The organism is Anabaenopsis sp. NIES-4685, assembly GCF_059725405.1.
The window spans coordinates 791,411-808,317 of the sequence record NZ_AP043602.1; the positions used below are offsets into that span (position 1 = coordinate 791,411).

11 protein-coding genes are annotated in these 16,907 nt (G+C 43.6%); 6 read left to right on the forward strand and 5 right to left on the reverse strand.

Going from position 1 to position 16,907, the window contains the following annotated elements:
• Positions 1-428 precede the first annotated feature (428 nt).
• The 3 genes from tnpA to drmB all read left to right on the forward strand — a co-directional run bounded on the left by tnpA (position 429) and on the right by drmB (position 6,819).
• Entirely contained in the window at positions 429-842 is a 414-nt protein-coding gene (gene tnpA, locus AC6IZ0_RS03480; RefSeq protein WP_497725118.1) for an IS200/IS605 family transposase, read from the forward strand.
• A 647-nt stretch (positions 843-1,489) separates the two neighbouring features.
• Positions 1,490-4,936, forward strand: coding sequence for a DISARM system helicase DrmA (gene drmA / locus AC6IZ0_RS03485; RefSeq protein ID WP_497725119.1), 3,447 nt, complete (start codon positions 1,490-1,492; stop codon positions 4,934-4,936).
• A gap of 5 nt (positions 4,937-4,941) precedes the next feature.
• Entirely contained in the window at positions 4,942-6,819 is a 1,878-nt protein-coding gene (gene drmB, locus AC6IZ0_RS03490; protein WP_497725120.1) for a DrmB family protein, read from the forward strand.
• Between the two features lie 158 nt (positions 6,820-6,977).
• Here drmB and AC6IZ0_RS03495 read toward each other — a convergent pair whose 3' ends face one another.
• Positions 6,978-7,109, reverse strand: coding sequence for a hypothetical protein (locus AC6IZ0_RS03495; RefSeq protein ID WP_497725121.1), 132 nt, complete (start codon positions 7,107-7,109; stop codon positions 6,978-6,980).
• Between the two features lie 243 nt (positions 7,110-7,352).
• On the opposite strand from AC6IZ0_RS03495, the gene AC6IZ0_RS03500 reads away from it, so the two are divergent.
• Positions 7,353-8,102: a hypothetical protein gene (locus tag AC6IZ0_RS03500; RefSeq protein ID WP_497725122.1), complete on the forward strand. Its 750-nt coding sequence runs from the start codon at positions 7,353-7,355 to the stop codon at positions 8,100-8,102.
• Between the two features lie 49 nt (positions 8,103-8,151).
• On the opposite strand, the gene AC6IZ0_RS03505 is transcribed toward AC6IZ0_RS03500, so the two are convergent.
• From AC6IZ0_RS03505 to AC6IZ0_RS03515, 3 genes are all read right to left on the reverse strand, one after another.
• Positions 8,152-8,874, reverse strand: a complete 723-nt coding sequence (locus AC6IZ0_RS03505; protein ID WP_497725123.1) for an ABC transporter ATP-binding protein — start codon at positions 8,872-8,874, stop codon at positions 8,152-8,154.
• A 233-nt stretch (positions 8,875-9,107) separates the two neighbouring features.
• Complete coding sequence (locus AC6IZ0_RS03510; protein WP_497725124.1) at positions 9,108-10,325, reverse strand: ABC transporter permease; 1,218 nt, start codon at positions 10,323-10,325, stop codon at positions 9,108-9,110.
• A complete protein-coding gene (locus AC6IZ0_RS03515) occupies positions 10,322-11,779 on the reverse strand; it encodes an efflux RND transporter periplasmic adaptor subunit (protein WP_497725125.1) in 1,458 nt (485 codons plus the stop codon). Before AC6IZ0_RS03515 ends, AC6IZ0_RS03510 begins: the two co-directional genes overlap by 4 nt.
• A 360-nt stretch (positions 11,780-12,139) precedes the next feature.
• Here AC6IZ0_RS03515 and AC6IZ0_RS03520 point away from each other — a divergent pair, with 360 nt between their 5' ends.
• Entirely contained in the window at positions 12,140-12,994 is an 855-nt protein-coding gene (locus tag AC6IZ0_RS03520; RefSeq protein WP_497725126.1) for a tetratricopeptide repeat protein, read from the forward strand.
• Positions 12,995-13,409: 415 nt separating this feature from the next.
• On the opposite strand, the gene AC6IZ0_RS03525 is transcribed toward AC6IZ0_RS03520, so the two are convergent.
• Complete coding sequence (locus tag AC6IZ0_RS03525) at positions 13,410-13,814, reverse strand: response regulator (protein WP_271731800.1); 405 nt, start codon at positions 13,812-13,814, stop codon at positions 13,410-13,412.
• 373 nt (positions 13,815-14,187) lie between these two features.
• Between AC6IZ0_RS03525 and gyrA the strand changes: the two genes are divergently transcribed.
• Positions 14,188-16,707 carry a DNA gyrase subunit A gene (gene gyrA / locus AC6IZ0_RS03530; protein WP_497725127.1) on the forward strand — a complete coding sequence of 840 codons (2,520 nt, stop codon included), beginning with the start codon at positions 14,188-14,190 and terminating at the stop codon, positions 16,705-16,707.
• The last annotated feature ends 200 nt before the right edge of the window (positions 16,708-16,907 follow it).

The window sequence follows — 16,907 nt, forward strand, 5'->3', positions numbered from 1 at the left end:
ATCCGGGGAATGAAATTCCCCGTCTGATAGCTCAATTCCTCTAGAAGAGGACTAAAAATGTGGATTCACCAATAGTCGGATTCATCCGGGGAATGGAATTCCCCGTCTGATAGCTCAAGGATTTATCCGGGGAATGAAATTCCCCGTCTGATAGCTCAAGTCCTCTAGAAGAGGACTAAAAATGTGGATTCACCAATAGTCGGATTCATCCGACTTCAGCTATTAGACAGGGGTTTATAACCCCTGGTTGATGAAAACTTCAGCTATTAGACAGGGGTTTATAACCCCTGGTTGATGAAAACTTCAGCTATTAGACAGGGGTTTATAACCCCTGGTTACGGACAAATAAAAAATAGCATAGAATATCTTAATTCTTGTCAAAAAAACCATTTATTAGTAAAATTATGTAAATGGTAATTTGATAAAATATGTCTTTATGGAAACTGTATTATCATATCGTGTGGGCAACCAAAGAACGCTTACCTCTAATTCTCCCCAATCAAGAAGCTGAACTGTATAATTATATTATTGGTAAATCCGATTCTCTTAATTGTATAGTGCATGGTATAGGCGGCATGGAAGATCATATTCATGTAGTTGTTTCTATTCCTCCTACAATAGCAATTGCTGATTTTATGAAAAAAATCAAGGGTAGTAGCTCTTATTACCTAAACAACCATTATTCTCTGACATCAAACAAATTTTATTGGCAAGAAGGATATGGTATTTTTTCACTAGGGAGTAAGCAAATTGAACAAGCTGTTAATTATGTCAAAAATCAAAAAATACACCATTTAGAAAAAACGACTAATCCTTATTTAGAAAAAGTAGATATCAATTAATAAAGATTCATCCGGGGAATAAAATTCCCCGTCTGATAGCTCAAGTCCTCTCAAAGAGGAATAAAAATGGGGATTCACCCATAGTCGGATTCATCCGACTTCAGCTATTAGACAGGGGTTTATAACCCCTGGTTTATTGGTTTATAATCCCTGGTTGATTAAAACCAAAAATCGGGATTCATCCATAGATTCATCCGGGAAATGAAATTACCCGTCTAATAGCTCAAGTCCTCTCAAAGAGGACTAAAGAAACAAAAATGGGGATTTACCCATAGTCGGATTCAGCTATTAGACAGGGGTTTATCCGGGGAATAAAATTCCCCGTCTGATAGCCAAAGTCCTCTGAAAGAGGACTAAAGAAACAAAAATGGGGATTCACCCATAGTCGGATTCATCCGGGGAATAAAATTCCCCGTCTGATAGCTCAAGTCCTCTCAAAGAGGACTAAAAATGTGGATTCACCAATAGTCGGATTCATCCGACTTCAGCTATTAGACAGGGGTTTATAACCCCTGGTTGATGAAAACTTCAGCTATTAGACAGGGGTTTATAACCCCTGGTTTATTGGTTTATAATCCCTGGTTGATTAAAACCAAAAATGGGGATTCACCCATAGTCGGATTGATACCAAATATTAAACAAAATACATGGAAAATAATACAACATCTCACCAAGTTAGATCACAGCTGATCACCGCTTTACAACTTGACCTTATTGGTCCGACTCCTGAAGATATAGACCACCAGGAAGAAATTCTTGATCAAGCACCATCAAAATGGTATCTTTCAGGTTTTTTAGTTCCCAGTGGTGCGCCCTTAGAACAACGGATAGATGATACAGTAAATGAGAATTTAGACCTCATGGAAGGTGGTAGCACCGCTGAAGATGAAAACGTACCAGAAAAACCCTTTGCTCAAAAAGCTTTTTTCCCATCATCCATGGGTTTAAGTTTCTTAGTTCCTCAAAATGCCAGCCAACTGAATATTACAGTACAATGGGGTGATTACTTCCCCATTAAAGATCACCATCACCCAGAGGTTGAAACTTCATATACCCAGCTAGATATTCTCTCACCCCCAGATAAGATAGATCAGACCCCCCCAGACAAATCTACTCAAAATTTATCGGGATGCTGGAAACGTATACCCAAACAAACCCATCTGACTGTTCCACTCCCAGACCATCCCCAAGACCAAGACAAAATAACTTACTCCGTACCTGACAGTGACGGTTTAAAGCTGGTTATTTCTATCCGCAATGTAGGTTACCAAGAATTAATACCAGAGGGAACCTATTCAGTCTCAGTATTTTTAGTCAATAATCGTCTGGTGACTGTAGATAAACAACGGGATATTAGTTATACCTTTCAAACAACCTTAATTATAAATACCCCAGAGCCATTAGTACCCCGTCCCAATTTACGGGGAAGAGATGACAACGATTGGGATGAAAATGTGGCAGACTTGCAATACCGTGATGATTATGAGTATGCTGTGGGTCATAACGTTTCTGCCATTTCCTTGACTAATTCTGATGGGGATTGTCATAATATTCAAACCGCTTGGATACCCACCGCAGATGTAGAAAAGGTGATAGCCAGCCCTGTGGCCAAGGTAGAATTGGGGATGGAAGCCTTAGCTAAGGCATCTACACCGGAAGCACTGCAAAATATGCTCACTCCCATGAGCGATGCTTACGCTGGGTGGATTGAAAACCAACGCCATCAATGTCCCACTCAACTAAAACGTTTAACTGTCGCCCAGAAATTACTTGACCGGGCAGAAGTCGCTAATCAACGCATTAAAGCTGGAATCACAGCTTTACAAGACCCGGAAATATTTACCGCTTTTTCTATTGCTAATCGTACCATTGCCAGATACATCCGTCAACGGGTCACCCACGGCAAAGATATTACACCGGAGTCCGTAGAAGCCCCTAAGTGGCGACCTTTCCAGCTAGGGTTTTTATTGATGAACCTAACAGGAATAGCTGACCCGGAAACAGGCGATCGGGAATTAGTTGATTTATTATTCTTCCCCACCGGTGGCGGTAAAACCGAAGCTTACTTAGGACTTGCAGCTTTTACCCTCGTTCTTAGGCGACTACGTTACCCCGGTATCAAATCCGCTGGGTTAAGTGTCCTCATGCGTTACACCCTGCGGCTTTTAACCCTTGACCAACTGGGACGCGCTGCGGCGATGATTTGCGCCCTAGAAATAGAACGTCAAAACAACCCCCAACAGTTAGGAACCTGGCCTTTTGAAATCGGACTTTGGGTAGGACAGGGGTCTACCCCTAACCGCATGGGTAAAAAAGGCGAGACTGATGATTATAGTGCCAGAAAAAGAACCCTTGATTTCCAAAAAGACGATGCCAAACCATCACCAATTCCCTTAGAAAGTTGTCCTTGGTGTGGGACTAAATTTAACCGCAATTCCTTTCAATTATACCCCAACCCTGATCATCCTACAAATCTGCGCGTATCTTGTGCCAATCGGCGCTGTCACTTTTCCAGAAATCAAGCTTTACCAATAGTCGCTGTGGATGAACCAATCTATCGCCGCTTACCTTGTTTTATCATTTCCACTGTGGATAAATTCGCCAGTTTACCTTGGGTGGGAGAAACAGGAGCGTTATTTGGGAAAGTAGACCGCTATGATGATGATGGATTTTATGGACCGACACAACCAAAGGGCGGTAAAACCCTAGGTGGTAATTTACCACCCCCAGATTTAATTATCCAAGACGAATTACATTTAATTTCCGGTCCTTTGGGAACAATGGTAGGACTATATGAAACCGCTATTGATGCTTTGTGTACCCAAGAAATCAACGGTAAAAAGATTCGCCCTAAAATTGTCGCTTCCACCGCTACAGTCCGCCGCGCACATCAACAAATTCAAGCTTTATTTGGTCGCAGTGAGGTTGATATCTTCCCCCCTCCAGGCCCAGACAGACGAGATTCATTTTTTGCTAAAACTGTTTCACCAACTGTAAAAAACCCCCGGATATATGTAGGTATTGCAGCCCAAGGACGCAGTTTAAAGGTAGTATTATTACGTACCTACCTAGCATTATTAGGCGCAGCCCAGAAGCACTGGTTAGCCTTGGGAGGGAAGAAAAACCCCCATAACCCCGCCGACCCCTACATGACCCTGTTAGGTTACTTTAATTCTGTGCGGGAGTTGGGAGGAAGTCGCCGGATTATCGAAGATGAAGTTAAATCTCGTCTGTTGACTTACAGTCAACGGTTGAGAATTAATGAAACTACTGGCTTATTTGCTGACCGTAAAATTGCTGATGAAATTGAAGAATTAACTTCTCGCGTCAATACTAGCCAAGTTGCAGAGACTAAACGACACCTGGAATCAACCTTTACCCAAGCAGATAAAGTTGATGTTGTCTTAGCTACTAATATGATTTCCGTAGGGTTAGATATTACGCGCTTAGGTTTAATGGTAGTTCTGGGTCAACCCAAAACCGCTGCGGAATATATCCAAGCTACCAGTCGAGTGGGAAGGGATGAGGAGCGACCAGGGTTAGTAGTAACTTTACTCAATATTCATCGTCCCCGCGATCGCTCCCATTATGAACGTTTTGGTGCTTGGCATTCTACATTTTACCGAGCCGTAGAAGCCACCAGCGTTACCCCCTTTTCCCCCCGCGCCATTGACCGAGGGATTGCAGCCATTACCGTCGCTTTAGCACGTTTGGGACATCCCAAAATGACCCCACCCATGGGCGCTTTTGACATTGCTCAACATCGTGATCAATTACAGTTCGTCATTGACACCATAGCCCAACGCGCACAAATGCAAGAGACCGAACCTAGTCAAGCACAAGCACAAGGTGAAAAAGTCGAAAGCCGAGTTAAAGACCTACTCGATAGTTGGGAAACCATCGCCAATAACAAAACCACCTTGCAATATCAACGGGAAGTAGGCGCAGCACCCCCCCTGCTGTTTGACACCCTCGACCCCGAACTAGACAAACAAAGTTCAGCAGCTCAGAAATTTAAAGCCCAGCGGAGTTTGCGCGATGTTGAACCAACAGTCAACATCTGGGTAATCAATCCTGAAAAAATAGAGGAATAAAAATCATGAGTAAATCTGACAACAAAAGACCCCCAGAAGGAGAAATACGCCAAAGTCAAATGCTTTCCAGCTTTGGCCCCGGTTCCATGGTAGATTTACCCAACCATTCTGTAATCATCGCTGGGTTAAATCATTGGCGTGGTGACAAAAAACTGATCTATGAGCCGCGATTAGCAAGTAGAGTTGCTGAAATTTTGGGTGTCAATAGTATTCAACTCTATGCACCACCAATAGACGCACAAAACCCCTGGGATATCCGTACAGGAGTTAAGGCTTTTATTTTCCCTGCTTGGTGTTTAGCTCAAGTTAAGGAAACTTGGGAAGACCCCAGAAATAACACCAAGGGTAAAAAAATTTATCGTACCCGCCCTTTATTACGTTGGACTGATTTAACCGGTGGTAAATATCTCGATGCTCAAAAAAAGAAAGTACCAGTTGTCCCCGTTCGCTTTGTACAAGCTTGCGTTAAAGGACATATCAGTGATATTGATTGGTCTGGTTTTGTCCATGATGGCTCTGATAAAAAATGTCGCGGTCAACTATGGTTAGATGAAGCCGGTTCTGGTAACGACTTTGCCGAAATTTATGTACGCTGCGAAGCTTGTAAAAAACGCCGCCCCCTGGCTAATGCTACTATTCCCAATGGCAAAGTATTGGGGAAATGTCAGGGACACCGCCCCTGGATTGGCCCCTCTGCTCAAGAACTTTCTTGTATTCGTGAATCTACGGGTCAACCAGAATACAATCGTTTATTAGTCAGGTCGGCGAGTAATGCCTATTTCTCCCAAGTCCTAAGCGTGATTTCCCTTCCTGAGCGGGACGCACCTTTACAAAACGCTGTTAACAAAGTTTATGAAGATTTTTTAGAATCTGCAGAAAGTCTCAACGATATTCAGAGGGAACGCAAAAAGAAAAAAGTAAAGACGGCGATCGAACAATTTAGCGATGAAGCCGTATGGGAAGAGGTCCAGAGGCGACAAAGTGGAGTGGAAAAACTCTATAAAAGTATTAAACAAGCAGAAATTGAAACCCTACTTTCTAGTCCTGTTGTGGGGGAAGATAAACCAGATGGTAATTTTTATGCAACTGCGCGCAGTTTGGATGATTTAACACCTGCTTTTTCTCCCCTGATTGCACAAATTGTTTTAGTACATCGCTTACGGGAAGTAATCGCCCAGGTAGGGTTTACACGGTTTGAGGCTGAAATGCCAGATATTGATGGTGAACTAGATATTAATGTTAGGCGTGCGGCCTTGGATACTGAACCTAGTTGGGTTCCAGCCATTGAGAACAAAGGGGAGGGTGTATTTATTGCCTTGCGGACAGAAGCTATAGAAGCTTGGTTACAACGGGAATCAGTGAAAAAACGGGGACGTGAACTGTCTAGGGGGTTTGACATCTGGTGCGCTAACAAAGGTATAGACCAGGAAAAAGACAAGGTGAAGTTTCCGGGTTTACCCTATATTATGCTGCATTCATTATCACATCTATTAATTATGTCTGTCTCCCTAGAATGCGGTTATGCTGCTAGTTCTATCCGTGAACGCATCTATGCTAATGAAGGGGGTTATGGTATTCTTTTATATACTGGTTCCTCCGGCTCCGAAGGAACTTTAGGGGGACTGGTAGAAGTTGGTAAACGCATTGAACACCATTTAGAAGTTGCACTAGAGCAAGGGCGATTATGTTCTAATGACCCAGTATGCGCCCAACATCGTCCTGATGATGAACAAGAGGAGCGTTTTTTACATGGTTCCGCTTGTCATGGTTGCTTGCTGATTGCGGAAACATCCTGTGAGCGTGGTAATCACTTTTTAGATCGCGCTCTGGTGGTATCTACTCTGGAAGGGTTGGGAACTGAGTTTTTCTCAGATTTACTTTGAAGGGTTGACGGTTGACGGTGGTCGGTGAGCGGAGTCGATAGCGATAGCGTGGCGTTAGCCATACCGTTGACTGTTGACTGTTGACGGTTCAATCAAAATGGCTGTATTTGTGGATTCAGAAAATACTAAACAATCCTGGATTACTTCAACCTTTTTGATCAATGCATCCCCACGGCCCGGAAATCAATTTCCGGGCTAATAGCGGAAATCGGTTGAAACCGATGAGAAATTGTCTCAACATCTTCATTAATCCTCTTCAGAGGATTTTCGCTTTCAGACGGGGAATTCATTCCCCGGACTGGTTGACTTGATGGTGAGTTTATTCCTTGATGTAGTTGACCTGATTGTGAATCTATGGCGCGATCGCATTGACCATCTAAGGTTATATTCCCGTCTCTTTTAGTGTCTGTATAAAATACTTAGTCGGGGAGAACATAAGACTTACCAAAAGAGGTATAATATTCTTCTGTTGGTTATAGCGAGAATTTTCTCGCTTTTTTTGTATAACAGCACGTGGAGGCTACGGAAAGCCAGTGACTGACCTTGCAGCGGGGGAAATCGTCCGGGTGCGATCGCGCCAATACCTAATAAATTTATCTCCAGAAATTACAGAACGTTGGAAAGCAACTAAAAATGTGCTTAACCAAGGTGTTGACTCAATAGCTAACTCAAAACAGCAGTTCAGTGAGTCTTTAAAAGCAACAGCAAGTAAACAGACAGGTGAAGTAGTTGATACAGTTATTAATACTTTCCAAAAGGTTAAGGACTCTGTAGACGAAACTTTGCAAAGTGCTGAACAAATCAAAAATACTACATCATCAGCATTGCAAACTGTTGTGACTGATTCTGTAAATAATTGGCTGACTCAACACCCTGGATTTTTGCGGTTCCTTCATGTGTTGGGCTGGGTTGGTAGTCACCCGATTGTCACTATAGTGATTTTGCTGTTTGCGATCGCCTTGATTGGGAGCATTGTTAAAGTCATTGTCCGCCTGATTGAAACAGCTAGTTGGTCTTTACTGCAAATTCCAGTTAAATTAATTTTGTCTGTGATTAAAGTTAGCTTTGTTTCTTTGACTAAATTTACAGGTTTTGCTCTTCAATCAGTGAGAGATTCTAAATTAGATAATACGGTAAAAAATTTACCTATAAACTCTGAAACTCTCGATAACCATAAACATCAGCGATTAGCTCAAATCTCTAAACGTTTAGAAGTCATTCAAGCAGAACAACAACAACTTTTAGCAGAAGCAGCAGACTTAATGGATAAGGTTGACGGTTGACGGTGAACACAAAAAAAACAATCAAAAATCATGACTTGACAAACAGCCTCTAAGACATAGTTACTGCGGTTAAATCCTCTGGGGTCAAATGGTTATGAACCACAGCGCCATCACGAAACCAAATAATCCGCTGGGTTTGACGCGCCACCTCAGACTCATGGGTGACCATAATCACCGTGATTCCACTACGATTCAATTCGGTGAAAATATCTAAAACTTCCTGGGTAGTTTGAGAATCCAGCGCACCGGTGGGTTCATCAGCTAGCAAGACAACGGGACGATTGACAATAGCACGGGCGATCGCCACCCGTTGCTGCTGTCCCCCTGATAATTGAGTGGGTTTGTTATTCAAGCGTTTTTCTAAACCAACCTTGATTAATGCTTCCCTAGCGCGATCGCCTCTTTCCCTGGGGTTGACACCAGCATATGCCATTGGTAACATGACGTTTTCTAATGCTGTGAGTTGGGGTAATAAATGGAACTGTTGGAACACAAACCCCAGTTTGATATTCCGAATTTTTGCCAACTCACCATCATTCATGGTTGCTACATCCAGGCCATCTAAATAATAATGTCCCGTAGTAGGGCGATCCAAACAGCCAATAATATTCATAGCTGTGGATTTACCAGAACCAGACGGACCCATAATTGAGCAATATTCCCCCTCATTGATGGTCAAATTCACATGATTGAGTGCTCTAACTTCCGTTTCTCCACTCCCGTAAATTTTAAAGATATTTTCTAGGCGAATAATTGCGATGGTATTTTTCATAGGAAGGGAACAGGGAACAGGGAACAGGGAACAGGGAACAGGGTATAGGTTATAGGTTATAGGGTATAGGTTATAGGAAGGGAATAGGGAACAGGGAATAGGTTATAGGAAGGGAATAGGGTATAGGAAGGGAATAGGTTATAGGAAGGGAATAGGGTATAGGAAGGGAATAGGTTATAGGTTATAGGAAGGGAACAGGGTATAGGAAGGGAATAGGGAAGGTATCACAGACATTAAGCACTTCTTAAAGCCACAATGGGGTCAAGTTGAGCCGCACGACGGGCCGGAACTACACCAAAAAATAAACCAACACCACCGGAGACAAGAACAACCGTCGCAATTGCACCCGGAGAAATTGCTGCTTCTAAGGGGGTGACTGCTGCTACTAGTAGAATACCGCTGACACCGATTGCAGTCCCAACCACACCACCCATAACCGAAACAATTACAGACTCAATCATAAACTGAACTAAAATATCTTGTTGGGTAGCACCGATAGCCTTTCTCAGTCCGATTTCTTGGGTGCGTTCGGTGACGGAAACTAGCATAATATTCATAATGCCAATACCACCCACAAATAAAGATATACTAGCGATCGCAGCCAGCATAATAGTTAATGCGCCGGTAATTTGACCGACAATTTGTAAAGCATCCTTTTGGGTATTGATAGTGAAATCATCCTCCCCAGTAATTTTGTGCCGCAAACGCAGTAAATTAGTAATTTGAAACTTAGCTGCATCCACACTCTCGGCATTTTTAGCCGAAACCACAAGATAAGTTAACTCTAATCCATAGGGAGAAGTGCGCCCCACAATTCTGTTAGCCATGGTCATCAGTGGGATTACCGCGGCTTCGTCGTAATTCACACCTAGATTTGAGCCTTTACCTTCCAGTACCCCAATGACTTGAAAACTGGCATTTTTAATCCGCAACTGCTCACCAACGGGGTTCCTATTCCCAAATAGTCTTTCTGCTAACTCCGCACCTAGAACCACAACTTGGTTATTGCGTCTCATATCTAGGTCTGTAAAAAATCGCCCCATCGCAGTTTCAAAGTCACGAACCGTCAAAAACGAGGGAGTTGTACCAATGATATTGACGTTAGTGTTTTGGTTACGGTATGTGACTACCTCCCGACTATTCAACTCCCCAGTAACTGCTGCTACTGTTGGTACTTGATTGGCGATCGCCTTTGCATCTTCATAAACTAAAGTTTTGGGGACATCCCTAGATATGCGCTGAGTGGCGCGATTACCTGGAATTACAAATAATACATTAGGTCCTAAAGATTCTAATCCTTGGTTAATAAACCTTTGTCCACCTTCCCCGATTCCCATCATGGTAATTACCGAAGCATTCCCGATGACAATCCCCAGCATAGTTAGGGCGCTACGCAACTTATTAGACAGTAGGGTTTTACCCGCCATTTGGATACTTTCTAGGAAATTCATCGGTTATTCCCCCTCTTGTTGTAGTCTGGTGGTGGGTTGACAAACACGCGATCGCCTTGTTTTACTCCCTGTAAAATTTGAGTTTGGTCAGCGATTTGCGCCCCGATGGTCACTTCGGTGAAACTGGGTTGATTTTTCTCATCTGCTACTAATACCCCTGTTTGACCATTTTCGGTAACAATTGCTACTGTTGGTAAGACTAAAGCATCACTAATGCGATCGCCCAAGAAAGTCAAATCGACATTTAAACCAGAGCGCAGTTTTTCTGTACCCGTATCCAGCGCCACCCGCACCTGAAAAGATGTTACACCTTGTTCTACCACAGCTTCGGGAGCGATTAAGCGCACATGACCTTGGAAAACTTTATCTGGATAAGCATCAGCCACAATTTCTACTTGCTGTCCCTGTTCAATTCTGCCAAGATCCACCTCTGGGATTTGAGCGAGTACTTCTAAACCCCGTGCAACCGCCACAATAGAACTAGAAGTCGCCGATGCACTAGTAGAAGCCGAAGTTGTGGGAGTAACAAAAGCGCCGACGTTGGCGTATTTCTGAGTGACAATACCGGAGAACGGCGCACGGATCACACTATCTTGTAAGCGCACTTCTCCCGCCTTAACTTGAGCTTCAGCTGCTTTGACTGCGGCTTGACGTTGAGCAATTTCCTCCGGACGACTACCCTTTTCTAGTAGAACCAATGCGGCTTTGGCCTCGGTGACTGCGGCTTCCCTGACCGCAATTTCTTCATTGCGGCTACCACTTTCTAAGAGTGACAAGCGTTTTTGTGCTTCTGCTAAAGCTGCTTTTGCCCTTTGGTGGTCAGTAACATATTGTTCTAATTGGTCTTGAGCAATTGCCCCTTGCTTCAGTAATTCGCCGTATCTGGTTACCCGTGATTGTGTAAGATTTACCAGAGCTTGGGCGGAATCTACCTGGGCTTGAGCTTGGGCAATTTCCTGAGAACGATTCCCCGCACGGGCTTGATTTAACTGCGCCTGGGCTTGGGCTAAACGGGCTTGGGCTTGGGCAATTTCCTGAGAACGACTCCCCGCACGGGCTTGATCTAACTGTGCCTGTGCTTGGGCTAAATTAGCGCGGTATTGCAGGATTTGCGCCGGGATATCACCCACATCCATCCGCGCCAGAATTTGCCCTTGTTCCACGCGATCGCCTTGTTCTACATATAATTGCGCCAGCACACCGGGGTTTTTGGGACTAATATTCACAGTTTGAACTGGCACTACCTTACCACTGGCTGCAATTCGCAAAGTCACATTTTGTGCTTCTACAGGGACAGTTAATTGAGTAATGTCTTGTTCAGTAGTTCGATTGATCAGATTATAGGTAATAGTTGTACCCACTGCTAAAGAACCCACTGCTATTAACCCAATTGCCCAGCGGAATGGATGTTTAACTTTTTTGCCCAGGAAGGGAACTTCTACTTGCGTAACCATAAATAAGAATAGCCTACTAATATCACTTAGTCTTAATCACCTGATTAATTGCCAAAATTCCAATCATATCTTGAGACAATTGTCAACATTTATCCCTCAGGTAAACAACCCAACTAGGATTTACCCTGATATTTGCTTAATCTTTCTTTATATTACATTTTAGTCTTTGTTTATGTCTTCGGCTGAAGTAAGTAATTTTGTGGCTGTTGATGATCTGGTCTATTAACACTCCCGCTGCCGGGGAATGTTAACTGAAATCCGCTATAATATCTTGTGAAAGTCCGGTTTGTCTTTCTGATCAAGCATAGATCGTTTAAGCTAGCTGAAAGATTCCTTGATTTACGGCTAGGAGGCGTTAGTGTGCCTAAACATATTCGGTTAATTTCCCTTCTGGTGATCTGTAGTTTGTGGAGTATGCCTAGGGCAGCTCACGCACAGGCACTGATACCTCATGCATTGCAGCTAGATGCGGAAAAATTAGAACAACAAGGGTTGGCTTTAGCACAAGAAGCAGTTCAACTCGGACAGTTTGGGCAGTTTGACTTGGCTTTACCACGGGCGAGATTGGCTACTCAACTGGCTGCTAATAATGATAAGGTTTGGGTTCTGTTAGGTAGTTTACATTTACAATCGAGAAATTTTGAACCGGCCATCGCAGCATTGGAAAAAGCCCAATCTCTTAATCCCCGAAATCCTGACATTCTGTTTGCTTTGGGTTCGGTTAATTTCCAACAGCAAAATTACCAAGCAGCAGCGACACATTACCAAAAGGGTTTGCAGTTGAAACCCGAAAGCGCAGAAGGATGGTTTGATTTGGGGAATGCTTACTATATGTTAGGTCGATTACCAGAAGCGATCGACCAGTACAATAAATCCCTATCTAAAAATCAAAAATTCTGGCCGGCGATTAATAATATTGGCTTAATCAAATACGAACAGGGGGAGATTGAAACTGCGATACAGCAATGGCGAGCTTCAGTTAAAATAGACAAACAAGCGGCAGAACCCCAATTAGCATTAGCAGTGGCGCTGTATAATCAAGGACAACGCGAACCAGCCCTGTCCATGGGAGAAGCAGCACTCCGCATCGATCAGCGCTATGGTGATTTAGATTTCCTCAAGAAAAATCTCTGGGGTGAGAGATTACTATCTGATGCTGAAAAATTCTTAGCATTACCACCCATTCAAACCGCTCTACAGCCACAAGAAAACTAACTACCTAGTAGCTGATTCGTGATTAAGATTGACATCTCCCCTGGTTGAAACACAGGGGATTCTAAACTGATGTTCCTACCCCAGCCCAAGCCTTACTACCCAAAGTTTACGATATGATTTACTTAATCACTTAAATAAATCAACTCGTCTTGGAAGTGTCAAAGCTCCCCTACTCACCTGGGTCTAATGTCATACTTAGCTGTGTGGCTACTTAATGGGAGCATATGAACGGGTTTTTCACCATGTTTGTGGATGCTTTTTTTATTTTAACTGCACAAAAATACTTTGTTAATACCTGTTAAAACCTTTTTGTTAAGGATACCACAGGATAAATCCTGTTGAGTTGCGTTTCATCCCTACGCTAAAGCGTAGGGGTTCTCACGTTCCCACTATGTTTTGATAGAATCAACATTTATTAGTGGATATCCGTAGGGAGAAGTGCCATAATTTGTTCAACAAACTGTTGATGATCCACAACTGGCTTAGAGATGTAGCCATCAGCACCGCTCTGGTGCAGAAAATTTTCGCGATCGCCTTCCATGGCATGGGCTGTTACCAAAATTACCGGTAAGTTGGCGGTTTTTGGGTGAGATTTCAAGATTTGGGTAATTTTGATCCCATCAACAGACTGACCTTGATAAACGCTTCTCGAGAGGGAGACATCCATTAAAATCAGGTCTGCTTCTCCTGAGTGGGCAATTTTGATGACTTCTTCCACATTTTCTGTATGTTTGACATTCAAGCCACCCCGCTTAGTCAAAATTTTGGAAAAAACGCGAGCATTAATCAGGTCGTCTTCAACAATTAAAACGGTTTTCATGAGAATTTTAGACAATTGTGCTGAAAGTAGCCAAAGGATTTGAGATTAAGTGTAACCTTGGCATACGGGAGATGTGAGATTTATTCTGCCGATAAGCAGCAGAAGTGAACCAAAATCCCCAATCTAAAAAGTTACTATCAACGGATATGACTGATCAAATTGCCACCCCAACATCAAGGATAATACTGCTGCGATTTATCTTGTGAGCACCACTGGCTTGAGACATGGGAGCAAGGCACTGAGGATTTTAATCGCTATGATAAACTACCATCAAAATTGTGTTATGAACCCCATGTCATCCGTTATGCTGCTTATTGCGTGCAGTGTTGAATCCAAGCGACGTTTGTGTAATTAAATTTCAGGGAAAAAACTCATGGCAAAACAGTTAAACCTTCTCCCAAAGGGACAGGTAATCACAACAGCCCTGCATACAGAGATGCAGCGGTCTTACCTAGAATATGCCATGAGTGTGATTGTAGGGCGGGCTTTACCGGACGTGCGTGATGGCTTAAAACCAGTGCACAGGCGGATTTTATATGCCATGCATGAACTAGGTCTAACCCCAGATAGACCCTATCGTAAGTGCGCCCGTGTGGTGGGAGATGTGCTGGGTAAATACCATCCCCACGGTGACCAAGCAGTTTATGATGCCTTAGTCAGGTTAGTTCAGGAATTTTCCAGCCGCTATCCCCTATTGTCAGGACATGGTAACTTTGGCAGCGTCGATAATGACCCCCCAGCAGCCATGCGCTACACAGAAACGCGTCTTGCACCCATCAGCCATGAGGGGATGTTGGCAGAAATTGGTGATGAAACTGTGGAATTTATCGGCAACTTTGATAATTCCCAACAGGAACCTACGGTACTCCCGGCTCAATTGCCTTTTCTGTTGCTCAATGGCTGTTCTGGTATTGCTGTGGGTATGGCCACAAATATTCCTCCCCACAACTTGGGAGAATTAGTTGATGGCTTGATTGCCTTAATTGACCAGCCGGATTTGTCAGATGAAAAACTATGGGAGGTGATTCCTGGTCCGGACTTCCCCACCGGTGGCGAAATAGTCGGTAACTCAGGGATTCGAGACGCATATTCTACTGGTAAGGGTGGAATTGTACTGCGAGGAGTGGCCAAGACGGAGGAAATTGCACCGACTAGGGGTAGTAAGCGCCGCACAGCAATTATTATTACCGAATTACCTTATCAAGTGAATAAGGCTGGCTGGATTGAGAAAGTAGCAGATTTAGTTAATCACGGTCGCCTACAAGGAATTTCTGATCTGCGGGACGAAAGCGATCGCGAAGGGATGCGGGTAGTGATTGAACTCAAACGTGATATCAACCCCCAAGAAGTCCTGCAAAACTTGTATCACCAAACCGCCTTGCAAAGTAATTTTGGGGCGATTCTCTTAGCATTGGTGGATGGACAACCGCGCCAGTTAAGTTTACGCCAGATTTTGCAGGAGTTTTTGAAATTCCGGGAACAAACCCTCAACCGTCGCTATAGTTATGAGTTGGGTAAGGCACAAAGTAGGCTGCATCTGGTGTCAGGGTTGCTCAAAGCACTATCTCAACTGGATCAATTAATTGAAATTTTACGCCAAGCTGCTGATGGTAGTACTGCTAAAATCAACCTTTGTAGCCGTCTGGATTTGAGTGAGGAGCAAGGAGATGCTATTCTGTCTATGCCATTACGCCGCCTCACGAGTTTAGAACGCTCTAATTTGCAGCAAGAGTTTGAGGAACTCAGCGGAGAAATCGCTGTATTGCAAAGATTACTTAGCGATCGCCAAGAACTACTCAAAAGACTGAAAAAAGACTTGCGATCGCTCAAGCGCAAATATAACAATCCCCGGCGGACTAGGCTTTTAGCCCACACTAGTCAAGAGTTACCTCAAAACAAGGGAGCCGAAAGTAAAGATAAATTATATTTAGGCTCAAACAAAGTGGCTCCCGAAAGTTTACCATCTTCTGAACCACCAGAAGAAGTGGTGTTAGAATTCAGCCACCGGGGATATGTGCGTAGACTGCAGCCATCAGGGAAAAAATCGAAAGCCGAAAATGGTCTAGCGGATCATGACTTCATCACCCAAACCGAGTTAACTACAACAGATCAGGAGTTACTACTAATTACCAGTGGTGGCAAACTCTACCCTATGAGTGTGGGAGATATTCCCCCTACGACTGGACGTTCTCCCCGGGGAACACCACTGATTACTATGCTTAGTAGTACGGCTCAAAGTGCTCAGGAAGCGGTGGTTAGTCGTGTCCTCTTACCAGAAAATTCTCAAACTAGGCAGATGGTTGTGCTGACAAAGCAAGGACGAATTAAGCGCCTATCTTTGGGAGAATTTACCAATCTCACCCGTCGGGGAATTACGATTTTGAAGCTCAAAGAAGATGATGAGTTGTTGTTGACCCAGTTAACTACTGCTCAGGACAATCTCATTTTAGCTAGTTCTGGCGGACGCTTGTTAAAGTTTGCTGCTGATGATCAACAACTTCCTCTTATGGGGCGGACTGCTATGGGGTTGCAAGCATTCCGGCTGTTAAAACATCAACACATGGTAGGCTGTGTTACTGTGCCTGGGGAGGATCACCTGTTGCTGGTGACTGAAGAGGGATATGCCAAACGGCTACCTGTGAGTGATTTAAAACGAGCTGATCGGGGTAATTTAGGCACACAAGCCCTGAAATTTGCCACTAAAACGGATCATTTAGTTGGGATGGTTAGGGCGATCGCCTCTGCTGAGGTGGCACTGGTGACTAATAAAGAGCGTGTTGTACGCATTAGAGTAGAGACTGTGCCCATTTTGGGTAGAGATGGTCAGGGTGAAAGCATTCTTGACCTGCACAGGGATGAAAGAGTGATCACGGTGATGCTAGTCGGACTGTAATCCGCATACACTAATTTATAACTATGGGAACCTCACGCAGCTTCTATGTGTGGGGTTTTTAGCGTCATAAATCATAAACTTTACTATTAATCAATATAATTTCCCGGCTAGGTATTCCCAAAATAATCGCTAATATCGGTATTTTTGTGGGCAAATCACCCAACTAATCATATATTTATTGAGAATAAATCTTAATATTT